This window comes from Paenibacillus sp. FSL R7-0128, from assembly GCF_038002245.1.
GTDB classification, from domain to species: Bacteria; Bacillota; Bacilli; order Paenibacillales; family Paenibacillaceae; genus Paenibacillus_AQ; species Paenibacillus_AQ silagei.
Genome location: NZ_JBBOCD010000001.1, coordinates 193,827 through 209,022 on the forward strand (window position 1 = coordinate 193,827; position 15,196 = coordinate 209,022).

The 15,196-nt window shown below is 54.7% G+C and carries 16 protein-coding genes; 9 read left to right on the forward strand and 7 right to left on the reverse strand.

Going from position 1 to position 15,196, the window contains the following annotated elements:
• Positions 1-21 precede the first annotated feature (21 nt).
• On the reverse strand, positions 22-921 hold the full coding sequence (locus NST26_RS00830) for a GNAT family N-acetyltransferase (RefSeq protein ID WP_340956674.1): 900 nt from the start codon (positions 919-921) through the stop codon (positions 22-24).
• A 222-nt stretch (positions 922-1,143) separates the two neighbouring features.
• On the opposite strand from NST26_RS00830, the gene NST26_RS00835 reads away from it, so the two are divergent.
• The 3 genes from NST26_RS00835 to NST26_RS00845 are packed head-to-tail and all read left to right on the forward strand — an operon-like array spanning position 1,144 to position 3,179.
• The gene (locus tag NST26_RS00835) at positions 1,144-1,734 is read left to right on the forward strand and encodes a bifunctional transcriptional activator/DNA repair enzyme AdaA (RefSeq protein WP_340956672.1); all 591 of its coding nucleotides are present in this window, start codon (positions 1,144-1,146) and stop codon (positions 1,732-1,734) included.
• Entirely contained in the window at positions 1,715-2,299 is a 585-nt protein-coding gene (locus NST26_RS00840) for a methylated-DNA--[protein]-cysteine S-methyltransferase (RefSeq protein WP_340956670.1), read from the forward strand. Before NST26_RS00835 ends, NST26_RS00840 begins: the two co-directional genes overlap by 20 nt.
• Complete coding sequence (locus NST26_RS00845) at positions 2,280-3,179, forward strand: DNA-3-methyladenine glycosylase family protein (RefSeq protein ID WP_340956669.1); 900 nt, start codon at positions 2,280-2,282, stop codon at positions 3,177-3,179. Before NST26_RS00840 ends, NST26_RS00845 begins: the two co-directional genes overlap by 20 nt.
• A gap of 257 nt (positions 3,180-3,436) precedes the next feature.
• On the opposite strand, the gene NST26_RS00850 is transcribed toward NST26_RS00845, so the two are convergent.
• A complete protein-coding gene (locus tag NST26_RS00850; RefSeq protein ID WP_036723662.1) occupies positions 3,437-3,862 on the reverse strand; it encodes a VOC family protein in 426 nt (141 codons plus the stop codon).
• 115 nt (positions 3,863-3,977) lie between these two features.
• Here NST26_RS00850 and NST26_RS00855 point away from each other — a divergent pair, with 115 nt between their 5' ends.
• The gene (locus NST26_RS00855; RefSeq protein WP_339312364.1) at positions 3,978-4,940 is read left to right on the forward strand and encodes a helix-turn-helix transcriptional regulator; all 963 of its coding nucleotides are present in this window, start codon (positions 3,978-3,980) and stop codon (positions 4,938-4,940) included.
• A gap of 214 nt (positions 4,941-5,154) precedes the next feature.
• Here the strand turns inward: NST26_RS00855 and pdxR are convergent, their stop codons facing one another.
• A complete protein-coding gene (gene pdxR, locus NST26_RS00860) occupies positions 5,155-6,606 on the reverse strand; it encodes a MocR-like pyridoxine biosynthesis transcription factor PdxR (RefSeq protein WP_340956664.1) in 1,452 nt (483 codons plus the stop codon).
• A gap of 106 nt (positions 6,607-6,712) precedes the next feature.
• Between pdxR and NST26_RS00865 the strand changes: the two genes are divergently transcribed.
• From NST26_RS00865 to NST26_RS00885, 5 genes are all read left to right on the forward strand, one after another.
• The gene (locus tag NST26_RS00865; protein ID WP_340956662.1) at positions 6,713-7,267 is read left to right on the forward strand and encodes a GNAT family N-acetyltransferase; all 555 of its coding nucleotides are present in this window, start codon (positions 6,713-6,715) and stop codon (positions 7,265-7,267) included.
• A gap of 220 nt (positions 7,268-7,487) precedes the next feature.
• A complete protein-coding gene (locus tag NST26_RS00870; protein ID WP_340956660.1) occupies positions 7,488-7,964 on the forward strand; it encodes an Hsp20/alpha crystallin family protein in 477 nt (158 codons plus the stop codon).
• A 246-nt stretch (positions 7,965-8,210) separates the two neighbouring features.
• Positions 8,211-9,206 (forward strand): DnaJ C-terminal domain-containing protein, encoded by a 996-nt coding sequence (locus NST26_RS00875; protein ID WP_340956658.1) that lies wholly within the window; start codon positions 8,211-8,213, stop codon positions 9,204-9,206.
• A gap of 76 nt (positions 9,207-9,282) precedes the next feature.
• Entirely contained in the window at positions 9,283-11,925 is a 2,643-nt protein-coding gene (gene clpB / locus NST26_RS00880) for an ATP-dependent chaperone ClpB (RefSeq protein ID WP_340956657.1), read from the forward strand.
• Between the two features lie 668 nt (positions 11,926-12,593).
• The gene (locus tag NST26_RS00885; protein WP_036723643.1) at positions 12,594-13,019 is read left to right on the forward strand and encodes a hypothetical protein; all 426 of its coding nucleotides are present in this window, start codon (positions 12,594-12,596) and stop codon (positions 13,017-13,019) included.
• Here NST26_RS00885 and NST26_RS00890 read toward each other — a convergent pair.
• From NST26_RS00890 to NST26_RS00905, 4 genes are all read right to left on the reverse strand, one after another.
• Positions 13,016-13,408, reverse strand: a complete 393-nt coding sequence (locus tag NST26_RS00890) for a GNAT family N-acetyltransferase (protein ID WP_340956655.1) — start codon at positions 13,406-13,408, stop codon at positions 13,016-13,018. The genes NST26_RS00885 and NST26_RS00890 overlap by 4 nt on opposite strands.
• A 177-nt stretch (positions 13,409-13,585) precedes the next feature.
• Positions 13,586-14,290 carry an MBL fold metallo-hydrolase gene (locus NST26_RS00895; RefSeq protein WP_340978264.1) on the reverse strand — a complete coding sequence of 235 codons (705 nt, stop codon included), beginning with the start codon at positions 14,288-14,290 and terminating at the stop codon, positions 13,586-13,588.
• A gap of 396 nt (positions 14,291-14,686) precedes the next feature.
• Positions 14,687-14,908, reverse strand: a complete 222-nt coding sequence (locus NST26_RS00900; protein ID WP_076077403.1) for a hypothetical protein — start codon at positions 14,906-14,908, stop codon at positions 14,687-14,689.
• The gene (locus NST26_RS00905) at positions 14,851-15,192 is read right to left on the reverse strand and encodes a sigma factor-like helix-turn-helix DNA-binding protein (RefSeq protein WP_036723635.1); all 342 of its coding nucleotides are present in this window, start codon (positions 15,190-15,192) and stop codon (positions 14,851-14,853) included. The genes NST26_RS00900 and NST26_RS00905 overlap by 58 nt, the downstream gene beginning before the upstream one ends.
• Positions 15,193-15,196 lie beyond the last annotated feature (4 nt).

Here is a 15,196-nt window from a genome sequence, read left to right on the forward strand (position 1 = left end):
TCCGCACCTCCCTTTCAATATTCATTGTAGAGAAGCGGGCAGGGCGGGGCCTGACCGGGAATGCTCTGAGTTGTCCGGACTTTTTATCATATACTCCATTCGATGCGTTTCCTGAAATCCAAGGCTGTTATACAAATGTATGGCTTCATTCCCAACGACGCAGGATAGGATAACGCTGGTGTAGCCGCGACGGTGGATCTCGTTGCATAAGTACTTCATGAAGGTTCGTCCGATTCCGCGTCCCTGAAGGTCAGAACGTACACTTACACTGCTGATTTCATTCCCGTGGATGTGGCTGTAAGCCGCAATTTCCCCGTCAAGCTCATAGACCAGCCGGTCCTGTGCATCTGCTGCCCAGGCTGTTCGTCTGCCTTCATTAGGCTCTGCAACCACAGAATCGGGGAAGCATCCGACGCGTACCCGCATTTCATGAAAAGCAGTAGCATACAGCGAATGGGCGTCAACAAAGTCTTCATCTCTATACAACCTTGCTGAAGCCGTTTCCTGAGGAAAAGAACCTCCGGTTCGTTCCATATAAATAAGAGAATAGTATGGGGTATAGCCAAGGCTGCGGGCGAACGCAAGGGAAGGGGATACCCCGGACCGGACGGAAGTACTGATCTTACGGGTTCCGCCTGCCTGTAGTTGAGCTTCTGCCACCTGCATCAAAGCCCTGCCAATGCCTTGCCGGCGATACTGCGGGGCGACGAATACATTTAAATGAGACTGGGGTGCAGACGCTTCCAGTTGGACTAATGCAATAAGCGTCTCTTGCACATAAGCGGCAATAAACACTTCCGGCTCCTCTTCCAGCACCTGCAGGAGGTCATGACCGGTGTCCGCGTCCAGGCTTAATAGTTTTGTGGCGGTGAGAGAATCCTTCTCGCGCAGGCGTTCGCAGCGGATGTCTGATAGTTTCATTGGGTTCTTAGTCCTCCGAATAAAGATTGTAGTTGGATACACCACTTAGAAGCCCTAATTATAATCCAAGTAGTCAATACTAGCATTAAAATAGCTACTGGTTTTCCACTTCTGCTTGGCGAGAAAAACCCTCTGCTTCACTGTCGTAATCTTGCTCTCCTATTGCAATAGGCTGCATATGTCAAAACGAATCGTTTATACTGGCGGTAAGAGGTGATGGGGATGGACCCGCAATTGTTCGAGCGTATCTATGAAACGGTGGTGCGGCGCGAGCCGACCTATGACGGGATCTACTATACGGCGGTGCTGACGACCCATATTGTCTGCCGTCCGTCCTGCCGGGCGAGAACGCCGAAGGCAGCAAATGTTGTATTCTATGGCTCCTTGCAGGAGGCTGTTTCGGCAGGCTTCCGTCCCTGCAAAAGATGCCGTCCCGAGGAAGGCGGCACCCTCCGGCCTGATGCGGTACTAGCGGCGCAGGCGGATGCCATAATGGACGGAAGGTTCGGCAGCAAGCTGACTCTGAAGTCGATGGCTGAAGAGCTGAAGGTCAGCCCGTTCCACCTGCAGCGCACCTATAAGCGGGTAACCGGCCAGTCACCTGCTGCCAGATTGGATGCGCTGCGCACGGAAGAAGCCCGCAGGCTGCTGACGGAGACAGCGGCGGAGATGGGTGAAATCGGCCGGGCTGTGGGGTTCCGTACGCCCTCTCATTTTGCCGCCTGGTTCGTGAAGAAGACGGGGCTGTCCCCTACAGAGTACCGTAGCAAGCATCAAGAAGGAGGAGATTCGCATGAAGCCAAGCCGGAATAACAGCCGGAGTACAGATACTATAACGATTTATCATCATACCCTGAACCTCGGGAAAGGGGAGTGGACCCTGTGGGCCAGTGATAAAGGCCTGGTCCGCGTATCCTTCCCGCAGGACGAAGGGCAATTACCCGCCTCCTGGTTGAAAATGTACGCGCCTGCCTATGAGTTCTTGGAGGATGCCGGGAGATTTGAGCAGGTTGGGGTGATCACGCTGCTGGAGCGGTATTTTGCCGGAGAGCCGGTAGATTTCAGCAGTGTGGAGCTGGATCTGTGGGGCACCCCGTTTCAGCAAGAGGTGTGGCGGGGGCTGCTTACCATCCCGCATGGGGAGACGGCCAGCTACAAGCAATTGGCTGAGCGGATCGGCAGACCGCTGGCGGTTCGTGCTGTCGGTGCGGCCAACGGGCAGAATCCGGTGCCTGTCATTGTACCTTGCCACCGGGTCATCGGCGCGAACGGCACCTTAACCGGCTTCCGGGGCGGACTCCAGATGAAGCAGGAGCTGCTCCAGCTGGAAGGGATTCTGAATGTGAAGGCGGCGGGTCATGAACGATTTGCTTTTTGAGCTGCCGCTGCCGGAGGATTTCGACCTGAAGGCTTGTCTGGAGTACATGAACCGCTCGCCGCTGGAATGCCTGTTCCGCACGGATGAAGCAGGCGTCAGCCGGATGTTCAGGATAGAGGGTGGCCCGCTGCTGGTGCGGCTCAGTGTGTCCGAGAATCACAAGCTGAGTGTAACCCGGCTGCATGGGGCGATTCCCGGTGCGCTGGAGCAGGAGCAGTTGGCCCGCTACATTGTGGAGTGGTTTGATCTGGATCGTGATCTTGCCCCGTTCTACAGGCTGGCGGCAGCGGCCCCGCTGCTCGGGCCGCTGGCCAGCGAGCACCGGGGCCTGCGGATCATCGGCATCCCGGATCTGTTTGAGGCGCTATGCTGGGCGATTCTGGGCCAGCAGGTGAATCTGGCTTTTGCCTACAGGCTGAAGCAGCGCCTGACCGCAGAATACGGCGAAGCGCTGGAATGGGAAGGGCAGGCCTACTACCGTTTCCCTGGCCCTGAGGTGTTCACAGGGGTGCAGGTAGAGGAATTATGCGCCTTGCAGCTAACCCGCAGCAAAGCACAGACAGTGCTCACCGTAGCCTCGCTGATCACAAGCGGGGAGCTAAGCCGGGAGGAGCTGCTGGCGCTACCGTCCCCGGCTGCCGCCGAGCAGCGGCTGTTGCAGATCCGCGGGATCGGCCCGTGGACCTCGCAATATGTCCGTATGCGCTGCCTGCGCGATGCGTCCTCGTTCCCTGTAGGCGATGTCGGCCTGCAAAATGTAATCAAGTTCCTCACCGCCATGGACCGCAAGCCGACACCGGCGGAGCTGCTGGAGCTGGCCCGGCCGTGGCAAGGCTGGGAAGCCTACGCCACCTTTTACTTGTGGCGGGCGTTATATTAGAACAAAGCCCTGTCTCGCCGGTTGTTTCGGGAGACAGGGCTTTTTGGATGACATTGTAGAGTGAAGTGGTGCCGAACGTAGCTGAAGGATCGCCGGGAGGAGCAAGAGTAGGTGCTTGGTTCCACTGGTCAAAGGCCGAATGTATGCGGAAAATCGAATACAATTCGAGTTGGGACGGCACATGGACCAAATGTAAGCGGAAAACCGAACACATTTGCAGCCGTGGGGCGCTCGCCCTCCCACTCTCCACCCCATTCCTACTTCCTATTATCCATAAAAATCTGGAAACATACGCCGAACTTATCGGTCACCATGCCGTAAGCGGGACTGTAGTAGGCTGGGGCCAGCTCGATATCGACAGTTCCGCCTGCCTTCAGTGAGTTAAATAGCTGCTGTGCTTCCGCCTCGGTCTCCACCGTGAGACAGATGTTGATGTTGTTGCCCCGGCTGCGCGGCATACCCGGCTCATAATCCGCCACAAAAAACTTCGTCTCTCCCGCCAGCAGCACCGCATGGGCAATCTGCGCCTTCTCCTGCTCCGTCATCGGGGCGTCCGGGTTCTGCGGGCCTTCGCCCATCGTTTGCTTGAACAGCACCACAGCACCAAGCGCTTCCTGATAAAAGGCTATCGCCTCCCCAGCAGATCCGTCCACCAGAATATAAGGGTTCATTTGCAGTTTCATGTCTTGTTCGCTCCTTGGAAGGTATATTTGCCTGTACTAACCGGCTATGGTTATAGTGTAGACTATAATAGTGACAGCTCTTGTCATAGTTAAAATAATAAATGGAGTGAACCCTGTGTCGAAATCCAAAAGGCTGCTGGACCTCATGATGACCGTCAACCGCAAGCGTAAATTCACCGTCAGGGAGCTGGCTGACGAATTCCAAGTTTCTTCACGCACAATCCTCAGGGATTTGCAGGAGCTGGGGGAGCTGGGCGTACCGCTCTATTCCGAAGTGGGGCCGCATGGAGGGTATCAGGTGCTGAGCGAGAGAATCCTGCCGCCGATTGCGTTCACGGAGGAAGAGGCGGTGGCGATATTTTTTGCCAGCCATGCCCTGCGCCATTATAAATATCTTCCCTTCAAGGAAGAATCCTTATCCGCCTTGTACAAATTCTATAATTACATGTCTGGCGATGTCCGTGACCGGATTGATGAGATGAAGAACAGAATTGATTTCCTGACCCCGTCGCGGCAGGCGGAATTCCCTTATCTTCCCCAACTGCTGGACGCGGCTACCGGGCAAAAAGTGCTGCTGATCGATTACCAATCGAAGGGCCGGCGGCAGCAAAGGTGGATTCAGCCCGTCGGCATCTATGCCAGTAACGGCCTGTGGTATTGTCCGGCGTATTGCTTCCTGCGGGGCGGCATCCGTACTTTCCGCTGCGACCGGATTCAGTCTGCCGGGTATGATGAAGCGGGACCGGCCGCGCTTGATCTGCGTCATATCCACTTGGACAATACGGAGCATTACGGCAGCCCGCCGCAGGAGCAGGCCGAACAAAGCCTTATCCGGCTGTACGTGGAGCTGGGGAATGAAGGGGTCCAGTCCTGCGAAGGGGAGGTATGGTCCCCGCAGCTGCTGCATATCCGTGCAGACGGCACAGGCTGGCTGGAGGGAGAGATTCCGGGAAGCGATCTGGGCTTCTTCGCGCGGTTTGTGATTAGCCTGTGCAGCGAGGCAACGGTGCTGGAGCCGCCGGAGCTGGTGGCTGAGGTGAAGCGGACGCTTGCGGATATACTGGAGAAGTATAGCTGATCCAAAATCTATATTGATTGAACTTGAAGCATAAATTAAGGGAGGAGTGGCGGAAGGGGATTTTGGAACTGGAGGAGCGTTAGCGTCCGCCTTTGTCTGCGGATTTCCACCGCGAACAGCGGTATGAAAATTCAAGAAATCTGCAGACAACAGCGGCTGGAAGTCCAAATATTCTCTGGAGCCACGCCTCTCCCAAAATAATAAAATTAGTAGTTCAATCCATATGGCCCAGCCATATCCCCGCCAATCTGCGGATGCCCTCATCGATCAGCTCCTCGGCGATCCCGCCGAAGCCCAGGATGAATTCCGGTTCATCGTAGTCCGGCTTGGCCCACCAGGTATAGGACATGGGGGTAACGCGAATGCCCTCGGCTTCCGCTACTGCAGCGAGCTCCCTGGCGCTGGTGCTACTGCTAACTCTGTTGCCAACTTCTGAGGGCGGCTTAAAGGTCAGCAGCAGATGAAATCCGGCATCCGTTCCGCTGAGCACTGCGGCATCGCCGAAATGCTGCCTGACCGAACGCATCAGCAGGTCATGCTTACGCTGGTAGAGCAGGCGCATCCGGCGCAGGTGCTTCTCGAAATGACCCCGCTCCATGAAATAATGCAGCGCAATCTGATGAAGCCGTGAGGCCGAATGCTCCAGGTACAGCTCGCTTCTCAGGCTGTGATAGTCTGGCAGCAGCTCCTCCGGCAGCACCATATAGTGAATACACAACGCAGGGGTTACCGACTGGGCGAAGCTGCACATATAGATCACCGGACTGCCCTCAGCAAGCCCTTGCAGCGCGGGGATCGGCCGCCCGTGATAGCGGAATTCCCCGTCATAATCGTCCTCGATGATATATCCGCCTGTGGACCGGGCCCACTCCAGCAATGCGAGGCGTTTGGTGATTGGCATGGTCATCCCCCGGGGAAACTGGTGGGACGGCGAAATGTACACAGCATCTGCCCCGCTGCTGTACAGCTTGTCTATCTGCAATCCATCCTCCTCCAGCGGAATGGGCAGAATGCTATATCCGCTGCGCCGGAATGCCGCAGGCAGCAGGTGGTACCCCGGATCTTCGATACCCAGCCCGCTCACCCGTCCTTTCAGCAGCAGACACAGCAAAGAACACAGCGTATACTGGTCGCCGCCGACTACAATCTGCTTCTCCGTGCAGCGCAGCCCGCGGAATTGCCGCAGATGGGCGGCGATGCTCTCGCGGAGGGCCGGCTCCCCCTGGGGATCGCCGTACTGGAGCAGGTCTGGATTCGCGAGCTGCTCCTGGTAGAGGCTGCGCCATATTTTGTGCGGGAACAGGGAGAAATCATTGCGCGACATATGGAAATCATACGCGTAGTGCCGTGAATCACGGGGCGTGATCGGGCGGGGTGCCGGACTGGGCCGTTCCCCGGCGGCAGCAGGGCTGCCTTCCCGGTGAACGGGCAGAATATAGTAGCCGCTGCGCGGCTTGCTGGCGATGAAGCCCTCTGCCAGAAGCTGCTGGTATGCAAGCTCCACCGGAGTGGCGCTGATTCCGCATAACGCCGCCAGGCGGCGGATAGAGGGCAGGCGCGTCCCGCTCTGGAGGGTGCCGCCCAGGATTGCTTTTGCCAGATAATTATAGAGCTGTATGTAGTACGGGACCTCGCTGTGTTCATTCAGATCAGGGACAAGCAGCATCCTTCACCTTCAATCTGTCCTTTGAAATTAGACGTTTTTGTATATTTTATAGTATGCAGCTCTGCATTACCATAAGAGCTATAACAACAGGTGGGAGATGACGGAAATGAACAGGCATTCAGAACTTGTAACAGGGGATAAGGTGTATCTGCGCCCGCTTAACGGGGAAGATGCCGAAATGTATTACCATATGTTCTACGGCACGGAAGTCCGCAGGCTTACAGGAACGAAGAAGCATATTACCAAAGAGCAGATTGAGAATTATATCGCCCATAAATCAGGGGATGACAGTACGGTGCTGCTGCTGATTGCGCTGAAGGAGAACGATGAGGTTATCGGCGACATCGCCATTCAGGACATCGATGGGGATAACCGGAATGCCAATCTGCGGATCGCCATCGGGGACGAGCGGCATCAGGGTCAAGGGTACGGGCGTGAAGCGCTGCTGCTTATGCTGGATTATGGCTTCGGCATTCTGAATCTGCACAGGATTGAGCTGGAGGTCTACAGTTATAATGCCCGTGCTGCGCATGTATATGAGTCCATCGGGTTCGTGCAGGAGGGGGTGCGGCGTCAGACGCTGTTTTATAACCATGAGTATCATGATGTGATAATGATGGGCATGCTGGAGAGTGAATACCGGGAGCGTTATTTGAAGTAGAGCAGGAAGGTCAAATAAGGTCAAATCCTTAATAATGTTAAAATTTATTATAAAAAAAGAGCCGAAACGCCGGATTTTCCCGGATTTTCGGCTTATACCGGTTTTGTTTTCTCCGGAGGTGCAGGCTATAATAAAGCCATAGGTCAGACAAAGTCAAAGTCTTAGCAAGACCGAATTCAAAAAATCAAAAATCAAAAGTCAAATGAGAGGAGAATGAAAGATGTTTGATTTGGTTCCTTTTGGTAAACGCAGAGATGATGCTTTTGGTGTGCTGGCGAAGTCGCTGAACGAAATGTTTAATGATGATTTCTTCGCACCGCTGACAAGTAACGCGCTGTCTTTCCGGACCGACATCCGGGAGAGTGAAGGGGCATATCTGATCGAGGCTGAGCTTCCGGGCTTCCGCAAAGAAGAAATCGACATTGATTATTCCAGCCCTTACTTGACGATCAAGGCGGTTCGTACAGAAGAGAGCAATGAGGAGAACAAGGACCATCAGATGGTGCGCCGCGAACGGCGGTATGGTGAATATGTACGCCGGTTCTACGTGCAGGATATTGCAGAGGAAGACATTCGTGCTTCCCTGAAAGACGGTGTGCTGAGCCTGGAGGTGCCGAAACGGCAGAAGTCCCAGGGCAAACGGATCGAAATTCAGGATGGCGGAAACGATAATTCAGACCGGAAAGAGCTTCAGTAAGCGGAAGGACAGCCTTATGAGGAAGATGGACATCCAAGTCCGGCTGAAGCTGCCGCTTCCGCAGGAACTCCGGGCTTAGCGGCTGTAGCCGCTGGCCTATCCGGTTCACCGGGCGGCAGCAGGATTTCACCGGGCTTTTCATATAGCACTTCATATTAGACGCATTGTAGTGGGGGTTCCGGCTATAATGCGTCTTTTCCCGGAGGAAGGCAGAAGGTTCCCATTACACGAAAGGAGGAGGTTCCGGTGGCGGCAAATTATTATGAGCGTCTTGGGGTAGACAAGAAGGCCTCGAAGCAGGAGATCAAGAAGGCCTACCAGAAGCTGGCCAAAAAATGGCATCCCGATGTCAACAAGGCCCCGGAGGCAGAGGCGAAATTCAAGGAAGCAGCCGAGGCATATGAGGTGCTGGGCGATGAAGAGAAGCGCAAAATCTATGATGAGGAGCTCCGCTATGGAGCCGCAGCAGGCTCGCGGGGTCAGCGCAGCCATGGATCAGCCTCCTCCGCTTCATGGGAATCGCCGTTTGGCGCGGGCTGGAGCAGCGGAGCCGCTTCTTCCGGCGGTATACCGGAAGAGGATCTGTTCGGGATGTTCTTCGGCAGCCGGGGCGCGGCTGACCGTACCGGCTTCTTCTCGGGCAGCAGTGGTGCCCGTCCAGGCGGAAGCCCGTGGGGGGATGAGTTCAGTACGATGCAGGCCCAGCTTGAGATTACGCTGGAGCAGGCCTACAAAGGCGGCAATATCAGCGTTCAGGCGGCAGGCAAAGACCTGAACGTACAGATTCCGGCACGCTCGGCGGAAGGGACGCTCATCCGGGTACCCGGCGGCGGAAGCGGAGCGGCGCAGGGCGGCGATCTGCTAATCTCGCTGCACCTCCTGCCGCATGAGATCTATGAGCCGGACGGCGGGGATCTGCTCGGCACGGTTGAGATCGCCCCTTGGCAGGCTGTGCTTGGCGGGGAAGCCAAGGTAGCACTGCCGGATGGCAGCAGCGTGAAGCTGAAGATCCCTGCCGGAATAGCAAGCGGCGGAACGCTGCGCCTCTCCGGCAAGGGGCTGAGACGTCCGGACGGAACGAATGGTGACATCCTGTTCCGGATGGAGATGGTCATTCCGTCTGATACATCGGAGGCAGAGAAGAAGCTGTACCGTCAGCTGGCGGAGTCCGGCAGCTTCCAAGCCGGTGCGAAACGGCGTACCACAGGCGGAGCGCAGCGGCGAAGAGCGGCAACACGGTAAAGAACATTTAAGTTCAGCATATATAACAGCCGGGCATCCGGTTGATTAACCTATACATTAGAAAGGCGATGATTTTATGGATTTCAATAAGCTTACCCAGAAGCTGCAGGAAGCGGTAGCAGAGGCGCAGTCGCTGGCGGCTTCCGGCGGGCATCAGGAGATTGACAATCTTCATCTGCTGAAAGCCTTACTTCAGCAGAATGAGGGCCTGCTGCCTCGGCTGCTGCAGAAGATGAATGTTCCCGCAGCCGAGCTGCTGCAGGGAACCGAGGCGCTGCTTCAGCGCAAACCCAGTGTAAGCGGGAGCGGAGCTGGCACCATGCGGCGCTATGCATCGCCCGCGCTGATTGCCATGCTGGAACAGGCGGAGCAGGAAGCGGCCAAGATGCAGGACGAATTCGTCGCGGTGGAGCACGCCGTCCTGGCGATGGTCTCGGATGCGAGCAGCGGGAACCGCGAGCTGCGCGGGCTGTTCACCAGCCGGGGCGTTACCCGGGAGAAGCTGCTTGGAGTGTTAGCGGAGATTCGCGGACACCAGCGGGTGACCAGCCGGGAGCCGGAGGCCACCTATGAGGTGCTGGAGAAGTACGGCCGCGATCTCGTGGCTGAGGTGCGGGCCGGCAAGATCGATCCGGTCATCGGTCGCGATGCCGAGATTCGCCGGGTGATCCGCATCCTCTCCCGCAAGACCAAGAATAACCCTGTCCTGATCGGGGAGCCGGGTGTCGGCAAGACGGCGATTGTCGAAGGGCTGGCCCACCGGATTGTCCGCCGGGATGTGCCGGAGGGACTGAAGGACAAGACAATTTTCTCGCTGGATATGAGTGCGCTGATTGCCGGTGCGAAATACCGGGGGGAATTCGAGGAGCGGCTGCAGGCGGTGCTGAAGGAGATCCGCGAGAGTGACGGACGGATTATTCTGTTCATTGACGAGCTGCATACGATTGTCGGTGCGGGCAAGACGGAGGGGGCTATGGATGCGGGCAACATGCTGAAGCCGATGCTGGCCCGGGGTGAGCTGCACTGTATCGGGGCGACCACGCTGGATGAGTACCGCAAATATATCGAGAAGGACCCGGCGCTCGAACGCCGCTTCCAGCAGGTGCTGGTCAGCGAGCCGGATGTCGAGGATACCATTTCGATTCTGCGCGGCTTGAAGGAACGCTTCGAGGTGCATCACGGAGTCAAAATCTATGACAGCGCTCTGGTAGCAGCCGGTGTGCTGTCTAACCGTTATATCACGGACCGTTTCCTGCCGGATAAGGCGATCGACCTGGTCGATGAAGCCTGCGCAATGATCCGCACGGAGATTGACTCCATGCCCGGTGAGATGGATGAGGTAACCCGCCGCCTGATGCAGATGGAGATTGAAGAAGCCGCGCTCAAAAAAGAAACCGACGACGCCAGCGCGCGCCGCTTGGAGAACCTCCAGCGGGAGCTGGCTGACCTCAAGGAGAAGCATCTGGGGATGACGGCCCGCTGGGAGAAGGAGAAATCGGCCATTCAGGGCATCCGCGACCTGAAGAAGCGGCTGGAGCAGGCCCGCAAGGATCTGGTCGATGCGCAGGAGATCTATGATCTCAACAAATCGGCTGAATTAAGCTATGGCATTATTCCTGATCTGGAGCGGCAGCTTAAGGCGGCAGAGGAAGCGGCGCAGCAGGACCAGGAGACCCGGCTGCTGCGTGAAGCCGTGACGGAGGAGGAGATCGCCGATATTGTCTCACGCTGGACGGGAGTTCCCGTAAGCAGGCTGGTGGAAGGCGAACGGGATAAGCTGTTGCGGCTGGAGGAGACGCTGCATGAGCGGGTAGTCGGGCAGGATGAGGCGGTCCGGCTGGTAGCCGATGCCGTTCTTCGGGCAAGAGCCGGCATCAAGGACCCGAACCGTCCGATCGGCTCGTTCCTGTTCCTAGGGCCGACCGGGGTCGGGAAGACGGAGCTGGCCAAAGCACTGGCGGTCTCGCTGTTCGACCGCGAGGACGGCATGATCCGTATCGATATGTCGGAGTACATGGAGAAGCACAGTGTCTCCCGTCTCGTAGGTGCTCCTCCCGGATATGTCGGCTATGAAGAAGGCGGCCAGCTGACGGAAGCGGTGCGCCGCCAGCCATATACCGTCGTGCTGCTGGATGAGGTGGAGAAGGCGCACCCGGATGTGTTCAACATCCTCCTGCAGCTGCTGGATGACGGGCGGCTGACCGACTCGCAGGGCCGGATGGTCGACTTCAAGAACACGATCATCATCATGACCTCCAATATTGGCTCACCGCATCTGATTCAGGGCACGGATGACAACGGCGAGCTGACTGAAGCGGTGAAGGACCGGGTCATGAAGGAGCTGAGCGGGCATTTCCGCCCGGAATTCCTCAACCGGGTAGATGATATTGTAATGTTCAAGCCGCTGACTATGAATGAGACGGAGCAGATTGTCGTGAAGCTGGTAGGCGGCCTACGCTTGCGCTTGGCTGAGCGGAACATCGGTCTGGTCCTCAGTGATCGGGCGGTCCGCTTCATTGCCGAGGAAGGCTTCGATTCCATATATGGGGCCAGACCGCTGAAGCGGTTCATCCAGCGCAGTCTGGAGACCCGGGTAGCGCGCGCGCTGATCGCCGGAGAAGCGGAGGAAGGCTCAGTGATGACAGTGGACGAAGCGGACGGCGAGCTGACTGTTGCAATAGCGAAATCAGAGTCTGTGAAGCCAGTAGGATCGATGTGAAATGTAATGGGCCCCGGCGTCACCTCTTAGTACAGTGTCAGATTTAAAAGGGTGGATAAGCTTGTGAAACTCAGGGGTTCGTGTAATGAAACCCTATCATCCCAAAAAATCTAACGGACCGAAGAGACCTTATCCCCACGAGAACGCCACCTTTTGCAACGTAACGGACTCAGTGGACCTTATCGTCTTTCTGCGAGACGTTTTGGAGCTGAATTGCAGGGGATAAGGTCCTTGCGGTCCGCTAATCGCCTAAGTGACGACTTTCTTCCCGGATAAGAGCCCCTGTGTCCGTTACGCTAAGCCAAACGCCCCCAAATAACAACTCTCTATTGAAAAAAATATGTAATTTGAAGGGTAATTTATTCTACTCCACTATTTTAAATCTGATGAGGTACTAGGATAAATCTTATGTCAAATAAGGTTCGTTAGAAAGAGACAAAAGCATATCTTTGTAGATGATATAAATATGGACTGGAACTGCCGTTGGAAGCGGTGCGGGGCAAAGCGAACATGGGCCTTTGGCGCTTTTACAGACCTCCCGGCTAGGTCTTTGGTATGGTCCAACCAGCATCCGATTGAGACTATGCGACGATTTTTTGTAAATATGTGGTTGGAATGTTGTCATGGCGGGAGCTGCCGGGTAATAAAAATGATTAGAACTTTCGAATATGGCTGGATTTGCAGCAGAAGCCAAGGAAACGGAGGGAGAGATCATGGCGGCACAGACGGTATCCGGTATCAGCCCGGTACAGGCCACTACAGCTTACGGCAGCACACAGAGCGATGTCAGTTCTCTGGAGAAGCAGCGCAACCGGCTGCTGATGGAGCTGGACAAGGTGAATGCGGCGCAGGGCGGAGAGATGCAGACTCCTTATCGCCGGGAGCAGCTGCAGCGGCAAATACGGCAGCTGGAGGCCCATCTGGTGCAGAAAAGCGGGAGTACCGCTTCGGCTTCATTTGTACCTGCTCCCCCGCTTCAGGATCATACTCCGCCCTGGCGGACTGAGGGAAAGGGAGGCCTTAAGGGCATCGGTCTGACCGATCCCCGGACAGCGACGGTAGACGCAGAGGGCCATTTCGACGCGTTGATTTAGATAAGGGAGTAGTGAACCCAATCCTTCCCTTTGACCGCGTTCATGTTTTCAAAGAAGCTTTGAGCGCGTTTGTTGTTAGTAGAAGTAATCCAAGTCATGTTGGCATAGCCATGATTCTGTGAGTATTTTTGACATGCCAGGAATATTTGTGATTCCACTTCGGTATCTCTAAAGGGTTCTCTTACAAAGAGGTCGTTCATAACACTGATTTTATCTGCTTTCATAGTGCTGAATGTAAAGAATAGGGTAGCAAAGCCGACTAACTCTCCATTCTGCTCTGCCACGAACTGCACCCCCTGCTGCTGGTCAAAAAGGGTCTGGATTAAAGTGTTGATTTTATCGGCAGGAGGTTTAGGATTCTGATAAAAACCAACGATGTATTCATACATCAGCTCGGTCAGACTGTTTACATCCTAAGGCTCAGCGTTTCTAATTATCAATGGCATAGGTATGCTCCTTTTTCGCGAATAATGAATAATAATACAACTATTAGAATAATAATTCAATGCGCGATAGACATATCCGTACAAAAAAGGCCATCCATAAAGGATGACCTTATCCAAAATCTAAAAGATTCTCACTATATTGTTAGAAACGGCCGGATAGTGTTCGAATATTTGCAGATCATGGAATGGGAGCGGAATTAATCCGCTGTGATGAGCCTCATTTAGAAACCGTTCGTTATTTTCTGTACTGGAAAAAACCCCGTTCGGCCGATTGCTTAGCAAATTATCGCACCAGTAGCATTCATCGCCGGTGATTATATAGTTGGTATTAACCGATTCAAAGTAAACCACCGATGAACCAGGGCTATGCCCGCCGATCACCTTGAATCTGAACTGGTTGTCGTAAATATATTCGTTGTCTACGGTGACAACCGGGCCTTGAAGCAGCTTCTCCTTGATGGCCGGCGGGCACTGCTGTAGCGCAGTTTCATAGTCGGTTTTTGAAATAATGATTTCAGGCTTATCAAACAAGTCAAGATTCTCAATATGGTCAAAGTGACTATGCGTAATGATGACTGTATCTACGGAGCTTAGATTGCCAATGATGCCTCTTAACTCGTCTGCAACGTCTGTTAGTGTAATCCCCCATTGCTGTGCCACATTCTCATCGCGAAAGCCTGCATCGATACAGATTGTTTTATTATTATGCTTGGCAATATAAAATGACCACGCAATCTGGACTAATTCCTCCGAATGATGCATATCGCGGTATACGTTGCTTAAGCGAAATGAAGATTCACCAAATTTTACGGCGTAGAGTTCCATGGATTGGTTCAACCCCTTCTCGTGGCATCCGAGTTATACAATGTACGATTCAATATTTAATGAGTTTACCCCATTTCGCCGTGCCCGGTCTAGAGTGTCGATGGAAGCCTCGATAATGATGCGGATATCTGTGCTGGCTCCGAACGGTCCGACCAGACCTCCGATGTAACATCCCATGGGCCTCAAGCTGCGAACTCTCCGATCTTCAACGCATGAACACCCTTTCATAAGTTATTCCGTCCGGAACTTCTTATAGTAACCATAAACCTTACCCTAGCAGGAATGTCAATACCTAGGGTGCAGTCAGCATGAATGCTGGTCTTGCCTGATAGATTAGCTATTCCCAATGAATGACAAGCGGGCAGCGCCACGATAGGTCGGCGTTTGCCCGCTTGTTCATGTGCTATCCCCCGCCTGTATGAAGTTAAGAATCTCCGTCACAATATGTGAAATGGCATCCTCCCGCGGGAGGAGGATGCATTGACTGACTATTTCGATGTCCTCCTGAAATAGCTCGATGATCTGGAGCATGGCCTCCGGCTGTTTCTGGCGGACACCTGTCAGAAGGTCTGCGAATTCGCTGTCTGTGATAGCTGCTGGAGCATTTTTTGCTTCCATTTGTTAACCCCCTGTTGACTCATATGCAGCTGTGCCGCGACCTCAGCCTCTGTCATTTCCTGCAGATAAATCTTTTGCAGAATCACCTTTCCTTTGGCTGGAAGGGTATCTAATAGCTGTTCAACGGACAACCGGTTAATCATCTCCTCCGCTTCATCCCGCTGAGCCGGGCGGATATCCATGAAGGTACATTCATGCCGGCGGGTTCGCTTGCTGCGGTATTGTAAGCGCCAGCCGATTCGATAGATTTCCTGCCGGTAACGCTGTATCATTTGCTGTTCCATCACT

What these genes read in the sequence shown, in the direction of transcription:
- NST26_RS00830 (WP_340956674.1), bottom strand. Translation starts at nt 921, where the DNA reads ATGAAACTATCAGACATCCGCTGCGAACGCCTGCGCGAGAAGGATTCT.
- NST26_RS00835 (WP_340956672.1), top strand. Translation starts at nt 1,144, where the DNA reads ATGGACCCGCAATTGTTCGAGCGTATCTATGAAACGGTGGTGCGGCGC.
- NST26_RS00840 (WP_340956670.1), top strand. Translation starts at nt 1,715, where the DNA reads ATGAAGCCAAGCCGGAATAACAGCCGGAGTACAGATACTATAACGATT.
- NST26_RS00845 (WP_340956669.1), top strand. Translation starts at nt 2,280, where the DNA reads ATGAACGATTTGCTTTTTGAGCTGCCGCTGCCGGAGGATTTCGACCTG.
- NST26_RS00850 (WP_036723662.1), bottom strand. Translation starts at nt 3,862, where the DNA reads ATGAAACTGCAAATGAACCCTTATATTCTGGTGGACGGATCTGCTGGG.
- pdxR (WP_340956664.1), bottom strand. Translation starts at nt 6,606, where the DNA reads ATGCTGCTTGTCCCTGATCTGAATGAACACAGCGAGGTCCCGTACTAC.
- NST26_RS00865 (WP_340956662.1), top strand. Translation starts at nt 6,713, where the DNA reads ATGAACAGGCATTCAGAACTTGTAACAGGGGATAAGGTGTATCTGCGC.
- NST26_RS00870 (WP_340956660.1), top strand. Translation starts at nt 7,488, where the DNA reads ATGTTTGATTTGGTTCCTTTTGGTAAACGCAGAGATGATGCTTTTGGT.
- clpB (WP_340956657.1), top strand. Translation starts at nt 9,283, where the DNA reads ATGGATTTCAATAAGCTTACCCAGAAGCTGCAGGAAGCGGTAGCAGAG.
- NST26_RS00885 (WP_036723643.1), top strand. Translation starts at nt 12,594, where the DNA reads ATGGCTGGATTTGCAGCAGAAGCCAAGGAAACGGAGGGAGAGATCATG.
- NST26_RS00890 (WP_340956655.1), bottom strand. Translation starts at nt 13,408, where the DNA reads ATGTATGAATACATCGTTGGTTTTTATCAGAATCCTAAACCTCCTGCC.
- NST26_RS00895 (WP_340978264.1), bottom strand. Translation starts at nt 14,290, where the DNA reads ATGGAACTCTACGCCGTAAAATTTGGTGAATCTTCATTTCGCTTAAGC.
- NST26_RS00900 (WP_076077403.1), bottom strand. Translation starts at nt 14,908, where the DNA reads ATGGAAGCAAAAAATGCTCCAGCAGCTATCACAGACAGCGAATTCGCA.
- NST26_RS00905 (WP_036723635.1), bottom strand. Translation starts at nt 15,192, where the DNA reads ATGGAACAGCAAATGATACAGCGTTACCGGCAGGAAATCTATCGAATC.